The sequence below is a fragment of the Falsiroseomonas sp. E2-1-a4 genome (genome assembly GCF_051433165.1).
Taxonomy (GTDB): Bacteria; Pseudomonadota; Alphaproteobacteria; order Acetobacterales; family Acetobacteraceae; genus Falsiroseomonas.
This window is the reverse complement of record NZ_JBHMFS010000008.1, coordinates 37,078-53,383: the sequence shown is the minus strand read 5'-3', so window position 1 is coordinate 53,383 and position 16,306 is coordinate 37,078. Positions and strand designations below refer to the sequence as shown.

Genomic DNA, 16,306 nt, shown 5'->3' with positions numbered 1-16,306 from the left:
GAAAGCCCTCTCCCCCCCCAGCGCGGGGAGAGGGTTGCCTGAAACGTTCGCTGCACCGCAACACCCTCTTGCGCGCCGCGCCCTTTGGCCCCGATGATCGCCGGCAGAAATAACACGCTGCCAACCGGGGGCTTCAAACATGCTTCTTTCTCGCCGCACCATTCTGGCGGCTGGCCTCGCTGTTCCCGCGCTGCCCCGCTTGGCCCAGGCGCAGGCCCGCTGGCAGTTCGCCACGCCCTATCCGGACGGCAACTTCCACACCCGCAACATCCGGGACTTCATCACGGCGGTGGAATCCGGCTCCGGCGGCCGGCTTTCCATCCAGTTGCACAGCAATGGCGGGCTGCTGCCGATGCCGCAGATCAAGCGCGGCGCGCAGACCGGCCAGGTGCAGCTCGGCGAGATCTTGATCTCGGCCTATGGCAATGAAGATCCGCTGCTGGAAGTGGACAGCATCCCGCAGCTCGTCACCACCTACGCCGGTGCCAGGAAGCTGGCCGACCTGTCCCGTCCGATGCTGGAGGCGCGGCTGGCGCGGCAGGGGCTTTCCCTGCTGTACACGGTGCCCTGGCCGCCTTCGGGCTTCTACACCAACTTCCCGGTCGATACGCTGGAGGCGCTGCGCGGCACCCGGATGCGCACCTTCAACGTCATGACGAACCGCTTCGCCACGCTGGTCGGCGCCACGCCCACGCTGGTGCAGGCGGCCGAGATTCCGCAGGCCTTCGCCACCGGCGTGGTCAATTCCATGGTCACCTCGGCGGCCACCGGCGTGGACAGCGCCGCCTGGGATTACGCGCGCTTCTTCACGCCCATCGGCTTCACCTGGACCAAGAACGCCGTCTTCGTGAACCGCCGCGCGCTGGAAGCGCTGCCGGCGGAGGTGCAGGCCACCATCCGCAGCGCCGCCGCCGCCGCCGAGACGCGCGGCTGGGCGATGAGCGAGGCGGCGCGCGATTCGACGCAGGCCACGCTCGCGGCCCGCGGCATGACCGTGACCGAAGCCTCGCCCGCCCTGATGGAGGGCATGGCCCGAATCGGCGCCACCATGGCCGATGAATGGGCCGGCCGGGCCGGGGAGGATGGCCGCAAGATCATCGCCGATCTGCGGGCGGCCGGCTGAGATGGGCACGCTGCGACGGGGCTTGGATCTGTTGTACCTCGCTGGGGGGATTGCCGGCGCCATGACGCTGGCCAGCATCGGCATCATCATCGCGCTGCAGGTGATCGGCCGGCAGTTCGGCCTGTCGCTGGACGGCGCGGATGACCTGACGGCCTTCGCCGTCGCCAGCTCGGCCCTGCTGCCGCTGGCCTATGCCTTCCGCAACGGCGCGCATATCCGCGTCGACCTCATCATCGGCCATGTGAAGGGCGCGACCCGCACCCGGATGGAGACACTGGCTTTGCTGATCAGCACCGGGCTTGCCGGCTTCCTCGCCTATGCGGTCGGCGACCTGGCCTATGATTCCTGGCAGTTCGAGGATGTGGCGCAGGGCACCGTGCCCTGGCTGCTCTGGGTGCCGCAATCCGCCTGCGCCGTGGGCTGCACATTGTTCGCGCTGGCGCTGCTGGATGATCTGGTGGTGCATCTGGCCGGTGGCACGCCTTCCTACCGCCGCGCGGCGGAGGTATCGGCCCTGGAACGCGCGATGGGGGAAATCTGACCATGGACCTCGCGCAGACCGAGGCCGGGCTTCTGCTGCTCGGCGCCTTGTTCCTTATTCTCGGCCTTGGTGTCTGGATCGGGCTGGGATTGCTGATGACCGGCCTGGTCGGCGTGGTGGCGCTGCCCATGCTGATGACCGGCATGGCAAGCTTTCCGGCGGAGAAGGTGCTGGGCAGCGCTGTCTGGGGGTCGCTGGCCAGTTGGACGCTGGCGGCGCTGCCGCTGTTCATCTGGATGGGCGAAATCCTGTTCCGAACGAAACTATCGGACGACATGTTCCGCGGCCTGGCCCCCTGGGTGCAGTGGCTGCCGGGGCGGCTGATGCACGTAAACGTGCTCGGCTGCGGCATCTTCGCCGCCGTCTCCGGCAGTTCGGCCGCCACCACGGCCACCATCGGCAAGATGTCGCTGCCTGCGCTGACAAAGCGCGGCTACCACCAGCCGATGGCGATCGGGTCACTCGCCGGGGCTGGCACGCTCGGGCTGCTGATACCGCCCTCGATCGTGATGATCGTCTATGGCGTGGCGGCGGAGGTTTCCATCGTCCGGCTGTTCATCGCGGGGCTGGGGCCGGCGCTGCTGCTGATCGTGCTGTTCTCCGGCTACATCGCCATCTGGTCGCTGCTGAACCCGAAGCTGGTGCCGCCGGCCGATCCGCCGATGCCACTGCGGGAGAAGCTGCGCGCCAGCGGGCAGTTGTTTCCGGTGCTGATGCTGATCGGCTTCGTCATGGGCAGCATCTATTTCGGCTGGGCGACGGCGACGGAGGCCGCGGCCTTCGGGGTGGCCGGCGCGCTGGCACTGTCCGCCTGGGGCGGCACGCTGAACCGTTCCTCCTTCACCGCCAGCCTGATGGGTGCGGTGAAGCTGTCCTGCATGATCAACCTGATCCTGGCGGGCGCGGCCTTCCTGACCAAGGCGATGGCCTATTCCGGCATTCCGGCGGCGATGGCCACCTGGGTCGGCAGCCAGGGCTTCAGCCCCTTCATGATCATCGCCTTCCTGACGATCATCTACCTGCTGCTCGGCTGCTTCATCGACGGAATCAGCATGATCGTGCTGACCGCCTCGGTGGTGCTGCCGATCATCGCGCAGACCGGCTTCGACCTGATCTGGTTCGGCATCTTCATCGTGCTGGTGGTGGAGATGGCGCAGATCACGCCGCCCGTCGGCTTCAACCTGTTCGTACTACAGGGGCTGACGGGGAAGGGGATGATGACGGTGGCCAGCAATACGCTGCCGTATTTCTTCCTGATGGTCGTCGCCGTGGCGCTGGTGACCGTCTTCCCCGGCATCGTCACCTGGCTGCCCACGACCATGATGGGGAGCTGATACGAAACGCAGAAAGGGCCGGAGGCTTTCGCCCCCGGCCCTTCCCATGTCGGCCTGCTGCGCTCAGCGGCGCGGCATGACGCCGCCGGTCCCGCCACCCGAACCGCCCGTTCCACCCGTGCCCGGATCGGCATCGGTCGCGACGCCGCGACGCTCCGCCGCCGTGCCGGAAGAGTTCGGCGAGCCAGCGACGCCAGGGCTGGTCGGCCGCGTGACCGCGCCACCACCCGATCCACCCGTACCACCGGTGCCCGGATCCGCACCCGTCGCCGTACCGCTGCGCTCCAGCGGATTGGTCGTGCCGCTGCCGCCGTAGTTCGGGCCGGTCGGCGCCGAGGTGCTGCCGCCCGAGCCGCCGGTCCCACCGGTGCCTGGATCCGCATCGGTCGCCACGCCGCTGCGATCGGAGTTGGTCTGGCTCATCCGCATGCCGCTGGCGCCATCGCCGACCATGCCGCCGCCCATATAGGCGCTGTTGCGATCGTTACGCCGCGGGGTGCCGCGCATGGATTGCGGGCTGCCGCTGATATTCAGCGCCGACACCGTCGCGGCATCGGCACGGCCGGTGGCCTCGAGGCCGTTGGCACGCTGGAAATCGCGCAGCGCGCCGCGGGTGCGCGGGCCCATGACACCGTCGGCGCCACCTGCATTGAAGCCGCGCTGGGTCAGCGCACGCTGCACGTCACGCGTGGAGGCGCTGGCACTGCTCGATGTGCGCGTGTCGGTCACGCCAGGCACGCGGGTCGCCGGATCGTTCCAGATCGGGCGGCCGAGGTTGACGTCGCTGGGTGAGGTGGTGGCACCGGCCACGGCACCCGCACCGCCACCGATTGCCGCGCCCGCGAGCGCGCCCACCGGCCCGCCCAGTGCGCCGACGCCGGCCCCGGTCGCAGCCCCTGCTGCCGCGCCACCTGTCACGCGTTCCTGCGGATCGGTCCCGCAGGCCGCAACCATCAGGCCCAGCGCCGCGGCGCCGAGGAGACGTGCCTTGTTGGTCATCATGTCGTTCCTTCCGTCGTGATGGCCCTGCTCTCAGGGCCATTCGTGATGCCGGAGGAACGCAGCTTGGTGTGAAATGGTTGCGACCGATGCGCCGATGGACCCTGTGCGGGCGTCGTGGGTGCGGCTGCGCGGCCCCGCGCAGACCAAATTCCGCGGATCGTGACCGATCCTCACGGCAGGCGCCCATTCGGGCGCAGGTCGCAATCAATGGAATTTGGTATCACGCAGCCGTCGGGCGGATCACCCCGGCGCCGACCAGCGCCGCGATGCGCGCTGCGATGGCGGGTGACGCGGCCGCCTCCAGCCCCAGCAACCGCACCACACCGGCTACCAGTTCATCTTCGGTGGAGCCGGGCAGGGCGGTGAGCAGCGCCTCGGCTGCCGCCTGCACCTCCGCCGGCGGCAGCAGGGCGGCGCGGCGCAGATGCGGTGCGGCGGCGCGGCGGTCCCGCGGCTGCGCCGGGCCAGCGCCTTCCGCGGTCCAGAAGCCGGCTTCCTCCGCCACGCCCTCCAACTGCCGCGCCAGGCGCAGCGCCTGTTGCAGCGCGGCGCGGTCGGCGGGGGACAGCGCCTCCTGCCCGAACAGCAGCCGCGCGCGTTCCAGCACCGCATCGCCATGCACCGGCTGTTCCACGCGGATCACCTCCGCCAGCATCGCGGCCAGGCGAGCGAAGGGCAGGTCCGGGATGCGGCCCTCCGGCACCTGCGGCGCCGCCTCCACATAGGGCTGGGCGAGGCCGGGATCGGCCGTTGGGGGTGTGGCTTGCGCTTCCTCCGGCGCGGCGCCCAGGGCGGAACGCAGCCGCGCGCGTTCCGCGTCCGGCCGTTGCAGCCAGGCGAGGCTCCAGGCCCGGTGCAGCCGCCAGCCCATGCGGCCGAGCGCGGCGCCGCGGCCATTGTCACGATCCCGCGCGCCGCGCAGCGCCGCCCAATGCGCGGCATCGGCCTCGACGCCCAGCAGGTAATCGCCATCCCGTCGCGCCGCGACATCGAGGAACAGGCCGGCGCTGCCGACGCGCGCCACCGGTTCCATCCCCGCCGCGCTGATGTCCTCGGCGATGAGGCGGGCCAGCGGTGCCGCCGCCTCGCCGCCCGTCGCGCGCCGGTCCTCGCCGCCTTCGGCAAATTGCAGAAAGGCCTTCAGCGCGGCGACGCCGGCGCCCGTCGCACGCTCCAGGTCGATGTCCTCTGCGGTGATGCCGGAGAAGACGACGCAGCGCGTCTTGGCGCGGGTGATCAGCACGTTCAGACGCCGCTCGCCGCCCTCCGCGGAAAGCGGGCCGAAGCGCATGGCGAGCCGGCCATCGGCACCGCGCGCATAGCCGACGCTGATGAACATCGCGTCGCGCTCATCGCCCTGCACGTTCTCCAGATTCTTCACGAAGAAGGGCTCGTGCGGATGCGCGGTGAAGAAGCTTTCCACTGATTCATCCGCGCGGCGCAGCGTCTCCACCGCGTCCAGGATCGCGTCGCGCTGGCGCAGCGAGAAGGCGGCGACGCCGAGCGTTTCGCCAGGCGTCTCCTTCGCATGGCGCATCACGGCTTCCGCCACCGCCTGCGCTTCAACCTGGTTCACCCCGGCGCCCGCCTGCCACTGCCCCGCCACCTTCACCATCGACAGGCCGAGCGCCGGCGACCGGCCGCGCGGCGAGGGCAGCACCATCAGCCGCCCGCCGTAGAATTGCGCGTTGCTGGTGGCGATCAGGCTTTCGTGCCGGCTGCGATAGTGCCAACGCAGCATGACATTCGGCACGCCGCGCGCATTGGCGAGGCCCAGGATGCTCTCCACCTCCCGCGCCGCCACCGTCTCGGTCGCGTCCTCATCCTCCGGCATGTCGTCCTCGGAGGTCATGCGCTGGAAGAAGCGGGTCGGCGGCATCTGCCGGTCATCGCCCACCACCACCACCTGGCGGCAGCGCGCGATGGCACCCAGCGCATCGACCGGCTCGATCTGCGACGCCTCATCCATCACCAGCAGGTCGAAGGTAAGGCCGGGCCGCAGACCATGCGGTGGCGCCAGCATCTGCGCGACGGAAAGCGGCGACATCAGGAAGACGGGTTTCGCCGCCTGCACGGCGGGGCCGGCGCGCAACAGCAATTCGCGCACCGGCAGATGGCTGCGCTTCTTCTCGAACTCGCCGAGCAGCAGGCGATAGCCCGGCATGCCGCGCACCCGGGCGACGGCGGCGGCATGGGTGGCAGCGACCTCGCGGCGGGCGAGGGCGATTCGGTCCCGATCGGCGGCGGCGAAATCGGTCAGCAGGCGGTCGAAGCCGGCGCCGTCGAAGGCGGCGAGTTCCGGCCGGGCGCGCATCGCGGCCTTCAGCAGCGCCTCATCCACCGCATCGTCGAGCGCTTCCGCGGCGGCATCGGGCGGCAGGCTGCCGGTGGAAAGGTGCTGCACCAGCGGGGCCAGGTCCTCACCCGCCGCGTGCACGGCGCGGCGCCAGGCGAGCCAGGGCGTCAGCGCCTCCGGCTGCGCCGCCCAATCGCCTAGTCGGGCGGCGATCTCCGCCAGGGACGGATCCGCCTGGCCGAAACCCTGCGCCAGGTCGAATTGCGTTGCCGACTCCAGTTCCGCCCAGGCCTCCAGCGCCGCCTGGACTGCCGTGGCGTCCAGCACCGGCATCCCGGCGGCGAGCGCGGCGGCGGCGGCGGCGCCGTGCTGGCGGCGCCAGGCCAGCAGGGCGGCCATCGCCGTGGCGTCGCCCCAAACTGTGCCGAAGGCGGCGCGGCCGGTGGCCTCGCCAGCCGCCAGGGCGCGGGCGGCGGCGTGGCCGGCGATGGCGGCGTCCAGCGCCGGGAGCACTGGCGCGCCGTCGGCCACCACCTGCGCGGACAGCGCCTTGGCGGCGCGCTGGCTTGCGGAGAGGAAGGCGAAGAAGCCGCCGCCCTCGGCCAGCGTGGCGCGTGCCGCCGCCAGCCCCTCGACCGCCAGCGCGCCGGGGCGCAGCCGCGCGTCGCGCCCGGCGGCATCCAGCACCGCGGTGGCTTCTGCCAGCGTGGCCAAGGGGCCGGGCTCGGTCTGCCAGGCGGCATGCGCCAGCGCCGCGGCGTCATGCGCCGGTGCGGCCGCGATGGCCGCCGACAGCGCCAGCAGATGCGCCGCCCTCGCCGGCCCGGGCTGCGCCTGCACCATGGCGGCGGGGCTGAGCGCCGCGGCCCCGGCGGTCAGCGCCCGGATCAGCGCGGGCAGCCGCGCCATCAGCCGGTCCTGCGTCAGTGGGCCAATCCCCGGGCCGACGCCGCGCCAGATGCTGCCCGGCCCGCCGGCCGCCGCGCAGGCCGCCAGTTCCGCCACGGCGCCGCGGGCTGCCGCGATGCGCGCCGCATCCCAGTCCCCGGCCGGCAGCATGAAGTCGGGTGCCGCCGCGCCCATCGCGCGCCGCGCGGCCAGCCTGCCGACCACCGCATGCAGCGGCCGCCCGCTTTCGCCCACCGCCGCGCCCATGGCGCGCGCATGCTGGTTCAGCCGGCCGCGCAGCGACCCGAGGCGCCGCAGCACCGGCGCACGGTCCGGCATCGGCACCGGCGGCAGGGCCAGCGTCGCGCGCAGCTCATCCAGCACGGCGCGCTTCGATTGCTTCTCCGCATGCAGTTCCAGGCAGGCGGGGCCAAGGCCGATCTGGCCGAGCCGGCGTTCCACCACCTCCAGCGCCGCCAGCTTTTCCGCCACGAACAGCACGCTGCGGCCATCCAGCACCGCCTGGGCGATGATGGTGGCGATGGTCTGGCTCTTGCCCGTGCCCGGCGGGCCTTGGATCACCACGTGGCCGGGCGCGTCCTCGCCCGCACCGCGGCGCACCGCCTCCGCCGCCAGCGCCTGGCTGCCATCCATCTCGACGACATGATCGAGGCGTTCGACCGGAATTGCCTCATCCACATCGGTATCCGGGCCGAAGGGGGGCGGCGCATCCAGCGCCTCGCCGCCGACCAGCGCGCGGATCATGCCATGCGTCAGCAGGCCGGGATTCACCGTGGGGTCCAGGTCCCGCCACATCAGGAATTTCTGGAAGGAGAACAGGCCGACGGCCAGCGAATCCACCTCCACGCGCCAGCCCTCCCGCGCACCGATCGCGACCTCGACCGCCTCCGCCCAGGCGGCCGGGGCGAAATCCTCGGCCGGGAAGGGCGGCAGCTCGACGCGGAACTCGGCCTGCAGCTTCTGGCGGAGCGAGAGGTTCTCCTCTACCTCATCCGCCGCCGCGCGTAGGCGAAACACCTGCGACACGCCCTGGCGTTCCAGCAGCACTGGCAGCAGGGCGAGCGGCGCCAGGCGTTCCGTCTCTGGCGTGGCGGGGTCGCGCCAGGCCAGCGCGCCGATGGCGAGCGAGAGGGTGGCGATGCCCGTTTCCTCCCGCGCCGTGCGGGCATCCTGCATCAGGTCGCGCAGGCGCCTTGCCAGATCCTCCCGCGGCAGTTTCACGCGCAGGCGGTTGTCGCGTCGCGCCTCCTCCCGGCTCTGCGCCGCATCGGCCTGGGCCACCCCTTCCACCCGCACGGCGCGGCGGGCGCGGCGGGGGGCGTCCTCGGTGGCCTCTGCGGAGGCTTCGAAGGTGAAGCTGCCGCCCTCGGCCAGCGCGGCCAGGACGAAGCCCGCATCCTCATCATCCAGCAGCACCACACCGCGGGACCGGCCAGGCTGCGGCAGCGACAGCAGGCGGTTTCGGGTGGACAGGTCCAGCAGGCCGCGGCGCGCCGCCTCAAGCTGTTCGGGCAGCAGGCTCATCGAGCCCCCGGCAGATGCAGGATGCGCAATTCCTCAAGGTCCATTTCACGTTCCAGGCTGGCCAGCATCATGTCACTCAAGGCGCCCTCACGGTGCTGGTCCAGCAGCGCGCGGCGGCCGGCGCGGAGTGCTGCCAGGCCGCGCGATCAGGGTCAGCACGGCCTGCACGATTTCCATCCCGCAGCCTATCCGGCCAGGCCGGCCCGCTGGCAAGAATTGTTGCGCGGCGCGGCTACTTCTTCCGGGTCAGGGCCAGGGCCAGCACGATGGCGGCGATGATCACCACCGCAACCATTCCCTCCACCACCGCGAAATTCGGCGCGTCCCGCGCCACGAACAGGGCGGCGATGGCGCCCGCCGCCACCAGCAATCCGCGCAGCAGCAGGCCCATCCGCCGTCTCCTTGCCGAATGGCCGCCGACCCATGCTTGCGTCCGCGGCAGCCAGACCGCCGCATCTTCCCACCGCGGATCGGGGGCGGGCAAGGCGCCCGCGGGCGCTCGCACGGGCCGCGTAATCACCGCCTCGTCATGAGGCAATGCACCGGGCTGGCGCGTTCGCTGGGCACGGACCCATCCGAAAACGGGGCCGCACCCCTTCGAACGGAGAGCACCATGCCAGAGAGTATCCGCGAGATTTACGTGTCGGGCCTGGTCAATGCCCGCGCGCTGGAAACCGAGGCGATCCAGTTGCTGTCACGCCAGGTGGAGCGGCTGGAGAACTACCCGGAGGTGGAGGCCCAGTTGCGGCGCCACATCAGGGAAAGCGAAGTGCAGCGGGACCGGCTGGACGAGCTGCTGGAATCGATGGGCACCTCGCATTCCGCGTTCAAGGACATGGTCACGGGCTTCATGGGCAACGTGGCCGCGGCCGGGCATGTGCTTGCCTCGGACGAGGTGCTGAAGAACGCGCTGGCGAACTACGCCTTCGAGCATTTCGAGATCGCCAGCTACCGCTCCCTCATCACCCTGTCCGAACTCGCGGGCCACGCGGCCGCGCATGCCCCGCTGGACCTTTCCCTGCGGGAGGAGGAGCGGATGGCGCAATGGTGCGAAGACAATCTGGAACTGGTGACGCGGCGCTATGCGAGCCTGCGGAGCCAGGGCAAGACGGCCGGCGTGTAGCCGGCACACGGTGCCGAAACGTGGCGGCGGCGGGTCAGGCGGCAGCCGGAAGGTGGGCCGCCGGCAGTTCCAGGCAGGCCTCGGTGCCGCCGCCATCCACGGCGGACAGCCGCAGCCGCCCGCCATGCGCGGCGGCCACGCGGGTGACCAGCGCGAGCCCCAGCCCGGCACCGGGCCAGTTGCGTGTCAGCGACATATCCGCCTGCAGGAAGGGCGTGCCGATCTGGCTCTCCAGCCCCTCCGGCAGGCCCGCGCCCTGGTCGCGAACCAGGATGTCGATGCCCTGGTCCTGCCGTACCGACCAGCCGAGCAGCACGGTGCCGGCGGCCGGCGAGGCCTTGATCGCATTGTCCACCAGGAGCCCAAGCGCGGTCGCCAGCAGGCGCATATCGCCGCAGACCACGGCTTGCGCCGCGCCATCCGCCAGTTCCAGCCGGACGCCTTGCGCCGCCGCCTCGGCCGCCTGTGCGGCCAGCACCCGGGACAGCAGGCGGGGCACCGTCTCCTGCAACCCCGGCCCAAGGCCACGCCCATGTTCGAGTGCCACGATATCGAGCGCGGCCTCGATCAGCGACAGCAGGCATCGCGCGCCCGAATGGATCAGCCGGCCGTAATCCTTCACCTCGGCCGCCGGCAGCGCCATGCCGCCGGCCAGGATCTCGGAGAAGCCGAGGATCGGGATCAGCGGCGTCCGCATTTCATGTGAGATGACGGCCAGCAGGTCGCTGCGCATGCGCTGGCTGGCGGCCAGCGCGGTCTGCACGTCATCGAGCCGCGCGGAGGAGGCCGAGAGCCGATCCACCAGCCGCGCCCGCTCGGCCTCCGCCGCGCCAATGCGCAGATCGACCTCGGCATCGCGCAAAGCGCGCGCACGCCGCCCTCGGCAACTGGCCAGGGCGCGTTCCGCCACCGCCGCCACCTCCGCCAGGCGCAGCGGCTTCTGCACCAGGTCGAAGGTCCGGGCACGCAGGGCGCCGAGCGCGACATCGGCCGTGGCACCGCCGGTGAGCAGCACGACCTCCAGCGCACGCGCCTCCTCCCGGTCACGCAGCAATTCCTCGGCGAGGGCCAGGCCGGTCTGCCCGGGCATGCGGACATCGGAGAGCAGGACGCCGATGCCCGGATCGGATTCGATTGCGGCCTTGGCGGCGGCCGCGTCGTGCACGCCCTTCACCAGGAAGCCGCGCTGTGACAGCCCACGCACCAGCAGCTCGACGATCGGCCGCTCATCATCCAGCACCAGCACACTGAGCGGCGGCGGTATGCCCGGCGCGGCCGCTGCCGCGGGATTGGCGGGTGAATGGGTCATCACCAGACGAGCCGATAGCCCCGGCCGCGTTGCGCCGCGATGGTTATCTGCCCGGCGGAGGCGCCGAGCAGCTTCTGCCGCAGATTGGAGGCGAGCTGGTCCACACCGCGCTGCTCCGGCAGCAGCTTGCGCCCAAGAACACGCTCCGAAATGGTCGACCGGTCCGCCAGATGGTCCGGCTCGGTCAGAAGCAGGGCCAGCAGCCCGGCCTCGGCGCCGGTCAGCCGGGTTTCACTGGCATCCGCCGCCACCAGGCGAAAGCGCGATGGCTGCAGGGAGACGCCGGCGATACTCCACGCTGCCGGCTCCGCCACGGTCGTTCCCGGCGCCCACTCCGCATCATGCGGCACCGGCGCGGCCGCCTGCGATTCCTGCAGTCCCCGGTGCGACACCGGGGATACAGCGCGAGATGCGGCCGGGGTCACGACCGCGTCGAGCCGCCGGCTCAGCGCACGGACACGCGCAACCATTTCACGCAGGGAGAACGGCTTGGTGAGGTAGTCATCGGCGCCGACCTCAAGGCCGATGACGCGATCCACCTCCTCGGCGCGGCCGCTGACGACAATGATGCCGAGGTCCGCACAGCCGGCCGCTTCCCGGACAAAGGCGATGCCGTTGCCATCCGGCAGGCCGAGATCGGCGATGACGAGGCGCGGATTGTCGCGATGCAGCCGCAGCCGGCCCTCCGCCAGGGTGGTGGCCATCACGGTGGTCCAGCCATCCCGCGCGAGAGCCGTGCAGATGGTGGCGGCCACCGCGGCGTCGTCCTCCAGGACCAGGACGGGCCTTTGCTGCCTCGGCTCATCGCCGGCCGAGACGGGGTTGGGGGTGGAACGGGCAGCCATGGGCGCTCCCCCGGTTTTGTTAATCAATCGTTGATTCGGAATGTATGGTCCCGCGACGGGCCTGTCCAACCCTGCGGCATCGTCGCGGAAATCCCCGTGGCCCGCGCTGCATCCGCGCAGCACGGTCATCATGCCCCAGAAGGATGGGTTTCGGCGGTTGGTCACGCCTTCGGCGGCGGGGCGGGTGCCTCGCCGCTGTCCCAGGTATCGTCCAGCGCCTGGCGAATCTTCTCCGCCAGGTCACGCCGCCGGTACGGCTTGTTCAGCAGCAGGACTCCGGGATCGAGCCTGCCGTGGTGAACGATGCCGTTCTGCGTGTAGCCGGATGTGAACAGCACGCGCAGTCCGGGGTGAAGCTGGCGCGCTTCCTGCGCCAGCGCCGGCCCGTGCATCCCACCCGGCATCACGACATCGGTGAACAGCAGGTCGAAATCCGCCTGCTGGTGCAGCGCCGCCATCGCCTCCGCGGCCTGGCTCGCCACCACCACGCGGTAGCCCAGGTCGCGCAACTGCGCCGCCACATGGTCGCGCACCAGCGGGTCGTCCTCCACCACCAGCAGCTTCTCCGTCCCGCCCCGCAGCACAACGCCCTCCGCACCGCGCAGGGTGCGCACCGACGGCACCGAGGCGCGCGGCAGGTACATCTTCACCACGGTGCCGTGCCCGAGTTCGGAGTAGATCTTCACGTGCCCGCCGGACTGCTTCATGAAGCCGAACACCATGCTGAGGCCGAGGCCGCTCCCCTGGCCGACCTCCTTGGTCGTGAAGAACGGCTCGAAGGCACGGGCCGCGACCTCGGGTGTCATGCCGCTGCCCGTGTCGGAGACGGCGATCAGCACATAGGCGCCGGGCGCAACCTCCCCCTCCGCCTCCGCATAGGCGTCGTCGAGATGCACATTGGCCGTCTCGATCACCAGCTTGCCGCCGGCACCCATCGCATCGCGCGAATTGATGCACAGGTTCAGCACCGCATTTTCGAGCTGCGGCGGGTCGATCATGGCCTGCCAGAGCTCCGGCACGCTCGCGATCCGGATCTCGATGTGCTCGCCGAGTGTCCGCTGCAGCATCTGGTTCAGCCCGGCCAGCAGGCGGTTGACGTCGATCGCCTTGGGGTCAAGGGCCTGGCGGCGGGAAAACGCGAGCAGGCGGCTGGTGAGGGCGGAGCCGCGTTCCGCCGCGGCCATGTTCATCGCCGCCATCTGCTGCAGTTCCTCGTCATGGCCGAGGCTGTCTGCCAGCATTTCCGAATTGCCCAGGATCACGGTCAGCAGGTTGTTGAAGTCGTGCGCCACCCCGCCGGTGAGCTGGCCGATCGCCTCCAGCCGCTGCGCCTGGCGCAGCTTCTGCTCCAGCTCCAGGCGTTCCGTGATGTCCGTGTTCACGGCCAGGATCGCGCGCGGCCCGCCTTCCGCGTCCCGCACCAGGGACCACGCCCCTTCCACCACCAGTCGCGTGCCATCCTTGCGGTACTGTTCGATCTGTCCGTTCCACTCACCATGCGCCAGCACGGTGGCGGTGGCTGCGCGGAAGGCGCCGGCGTCGCGGTACAGCAGGTCCACGACGGACCGCCCGATCACCTCCTTCGCCGTCCAGCCATAGAGCCGTTCGGCGCTGCGATTCCAGTACAGGATCCGATGGTCCGTGCCGCGCACCAGGATCGCATCCCGCGCCTGGTCCAGCAGCGCCGCCTGTTGCTCAAGCTGGATCTGGGCGAGTTTGCGCTCGTTGATGTCGCGTTCGACCGAAACCCAATGCGTGGCAACGCCGCGATCATCGACGACGGGTACGATATCCAGCTCGAACCACAGCTCCTGCCCATCCTTGCGGTACTTCAGCAGCTCCGCACGGATCGGCTGCTGTGCGGCGAATGCCGCATGTATCCGCGCCAGTTCCTTCGCATTGGTCCGCGGGCCGTGCAGGATGCGCGGCGTCAGGCTGGTGACCTCCTCGGCACGGAATCCGGTCAGCCGTTCCAGCGCCTGGTTGACGAACAGGGTGCGCGGGCCCGTGAGCCCCGACGGCCCCGCCTCCGCGATCATGATGATGTCGTTCAGCTTGTTCGCCGCCACTTCCAGCAGCCGCAGCCGCTCATCGCGCCGGTGCTGTGCGGTGATGTCGCGGAAATAGACGGTCAGGCCGCGCCGCGCCGGATAGATGGCGATATCGAACCAGGTTTCGAAGGAGGGGAAGAAGAACTCGAATCGCCGCGTCTTGCGTTGCTGTGCGACGAGGCGGAGTTGCTGCTCCGCCTCGGTTCCCAGCACTTCGGGGAAAACATCCCACAGCGACTTGCCGATCAGCGCTGCGGAATCGCGCCGCAGCAGGCGTTCGGCATGGATGTTGACGCGGGTGAAACGCCATGCGTGATCGAGCGTGTAGAGACCGTCGCTGATGCTCTCGAAGGTCGCGTCCAGTTCCACCGTCAGCTCACGCGCCGCGGCTTCCGCGCGCAACCTTTCCGTCACGTCCCAGACAACGACGAGCCGCGCCTCTCGGCCACGGAAGTCGATCATGCGCGACAGGATCTGCACCTGCCGGACTTCGCCGCTGGCGGTACGATGCTGCCAGGGGCCAGCGATGCGCATTCCCTCGAAGCTCTGCCGCGCAAGGTTCTGTACCACCTCGCGCTGGTCCTCTGGCCGGACGTCGAGCACGGTCATGCTGAGGAATTCCTCGCGCGACCAGCCATAGGACGCGATGGCGGCCTCATTCACCTCGAGGAAGGCCAGCGTGTCCTTGTCGAATACCCACATCGGCGCGGGGTGCTGGTGGAACAGGTCGCGGAACGCGGCTTCGCTTTCGGTCAGCGCCTGCGTCTCCGCCCGCTGGGCGGAGATGTCGCGCTGGATCGACATCCAGTGCGTCCGCCAGCCGGTTTCATCCACGACCGGGGAAATGTTGAGCTCGACCCAATAGGCCGAGCCATCACGGCGCCGGTTGAGGATCTCCTGGCGGATCGCCCGGCCCTCCCGCAGGGCTGTGCGAATTGCGAGCAGCGCTTCCGGCGCCGCATCCGCATGCGTCAGCATGCTGGGGGAAAGGCCCGTCACCTCCGCCGCGCTGTAGCCGGTCTGGCGCAGGAAGGCGGCGTTGACGTAGCGGATGCGAAGCCCCGGCACACCGCAGGGCTGGATGTCGCTGATCACGACGGGCTCGCTGCTGGCATCCACCACACGGCGGAACAGCTCCGTCTCCTCCGCGTCGCGCAGGCGGCGCAGCAAGGGCCGCAACGTGCTGGCCGCTTCCTGCAGCCGCTCCGCCATCAGCGGAAGGTCAGGGCGTGCCGGGCCGAAGCCGAGGGCGAAGCAGTAGCGCTCGGCACCGACCGAGGTGGGCGTCAGGATCATCGCCGCCATGCCCTGCGCGGCGGACAGCGCCGCACCCGGCAGGTGCCGCAGCATCTCCGGCGTCAGCGCCTCCATGACCAGTTGCCGGTCCTCGCGGATCGCGCGACCGGCGCCGGTGTTTTCGATCGTCATTTCGAGTGCGCGCAGCTTGGCGAAATGGGACGGCTCGGCCAGCGCACCGTGGCCCTGGGCCGCGACGAGTTGCAGATGGTGGCCATCGGGTGCGAGGCGCAGGAACAGGCACAGCAGGCTGTCCGTCTCCTCGCGCAGCGCCGTCATCGCTGCATCGATCGCGGCCTGGAAGGTGGGTGTTTCCGCCACGCTACGCAGCAGCCGCTCCCGCAGCGCGGCGCGCGCCATTTCGCGTTCACGCGCGCGGAGTTCGCGGCGCAGTTCCATCTGCGCCATCACCGCCGCGGCCAGATCCTCCAGCGCCTGGGCCTGCTGCGCGTCCAGCTTGGGGCGCGGTACCGTGTCGATCACACATAGGGTGCCCAGCGCCTGGCCTTCGGGTGTCAGCAGCGGCGCCCCCGCATAGAAGCGGATGCCTGGGTCCGCGACGACCAGCGGACTGTCGGCGTGGCGCGGGTCCAGCACGGCATCCGGAACCTGATAAACTACGGATCCCTCGATCGCCGTGTTGCAGAAGGCGATGGCACGCGGGGTTTCATCCGCCTCAAGGCCGATCCTCGCCTTGAACCACTGCCGGTCTGCATCGATGAAGGATACGAGCGCGATCGGCATGCCGAACAACTGCGCCGCCAGCCGAACGATACGGTCAAACGCCGCTTCCGGCAGCGTGTCCAGCACATCGTAGCGGCGCAGCGCCGCCAGGCGCTCAGCCTCATGCTCCAGCGGTGCTGGTGGGGGTGGCGGCGGCAAGGCGTTGAACTCCGCAGCGCGAGCGCCCGTATCCTGCTAGATTGTCACAGGTGTCGGGCCAACCCGAAGGG

At 70.5% G+C, this 16,306-nt stretch carries 10 protein-coding genes; 4 read left to right on the top strand and 6 right to left on the bottom strand.

The window, feature by feature from the left end; translation table 11 throughout:
* Positions 1–139: 139 nt before the first annotated feature.
* From ACFHNC_RS10645 to ACFHNC_RS10635, 3 genes are all read left to right on the top strand, one after another.
* Positions 140–1,123, top strand: a complete 984-nt coding sequence (locus tag ACFHNC_RS10645; protein WP_437169194.1) for a TRAP transporter substrate-binding protein — start codon at positions 140–142, stop codon at positions 1,121–1,123.
* 61 nt (positions 1,124–1,184) lie between these two features.
* Positions 1,185–1,664: a TRAP transporter small permease gene (locus ACFHNC_RS10640; protein WP_437169193.1), complete on the top strand. Its 480-nt coding sequence runs from the start codon at positions 1,185–1,187 to the stop codon at positions 1,662–1,664.
* 2 nt (positions 1,665–1,666) lie between these two features.
* Entirely contained in the window at positions 1,667–2,998 is a 1,332-nt protein-coding gene (locus ACFHNC_RS10635) for a TRAP transporter large permease (protein ID WP_437169192.1), read from the top strand.
* Between the two features lie 63 nt (positions 2,999–3,061).
* Here ACFHNC_RS10635 and ACFHNC_RS10630 read toward each other — a convergent pair whose 3' ends face one another.
* The 3 genes from ACFHNC_RS10630 to ACFHNC_RS10620 form a co-directional block, all read right to left on the bottom strand.
* The gene (locus ACFHNC_RS10630; RefSeq protein ID WP_437169191.1) at positions 3,062–4,000 is read right to left on the bottom strand and encodes a peptidoglycan-binding domain-containing protein; all 939 of its coding nucleotides are present in this window, start codon (positions 3,998–4,000) and stop codon (positions 3,062–3,064) included.
* Positions 4,001–4,220: 220 nt separating this feature from the next.
* Positions 4,221–8,729 (bottom strand): DUF4011 domain-containing protein, encoded by a 4,509-nt coding sequence (locus tag ACFHNC_RS10625; protein ID WP_437169190.1) that lies wholly within the window; start codon positions 8,727–8,729, stop codon positions 4,221–4,223.
* A gap of 232 nt (positions 8,730–8,961) precedes the next feature.
* Complete coding sequence (locus tag ACFHNC_RS10620; RefSeq protein WP_437169189.1) at positions 8,962–9,120, bottom strand: hypothetical protein; 159 nt, start codon at positions 9,118–9,120, stop codon at positions 8,962–8,964.
* 222 nt (positions 9,121–9,342) lie between these two features.
* Between ACFHNC_RS10620 and ACFHNC_RS10615 the strand changes: the two genes are divergently transcribed.
* Positions 9,343–9,852, top strand: a complete 510-nt coding sequence (locus ACFHNC_RS10615; protein ID WP_437169188.1) for a ferritin-like domain-containing protein — start codon at positions 9,343–9,345, stop codon at positions 9,850–9,852.
* A 34-nt stretch (positions 9,853–9,886) separates the two neighbouring features.
* On the opposite strand, the gene ACFHNC_RS10610 is transcribed toward ACFHNC_RS10615, so the two are convergent.
* The 3 genes from ACFHNC_RS10610 to ACFHNC_RS10600 all read right to left on the bottom strand — a co-directional run bounded on the left by ACFHNC_RS10610 (position 9,887) and on the right by ACFHNC_RS10600 (position 16,235).
* Positions 9,887–11,161: an ATP-binding protein gene (locus tag ACFHNC_RS10610; protein WP_437169187.1), complete on the bottom strand. Its 1,275-nt coding sequence runs from the start codon at positions 11,159–11,161 to the stop codon at positions 9,887–9,889.
* Positions 11,161–12,006 carry a response regulator transcription factor gene (locus ACFHNC_RS10605; protein ID WP_437169186.1) on the bottom strand — a complete coding sequence of 282 codons (846 nt, stop codon included), beginning with the start codon at positions 12,004–12,006 and terminating at the stop codon, positions 11,161–11,163. Before ACFHNC_RS10605 ends, ACFHNC_RS10610 begins: the two co-directional genes overlap by 1 nt.
* Positions 12,007–12,167: 161 nt before the next feature.
* Positions 12,168–16,235, bottom strand: coding sequence for a PAS domain S-box protein (locus ACFHNC_RS10600; protein WP_437169185.1), 4,068 nt, complete (start codon positions 16,233–16,235; stop codon positions 12,168–12,170).
* Positions 16,236–16,306: the final 71 nt, after the last annotated feature.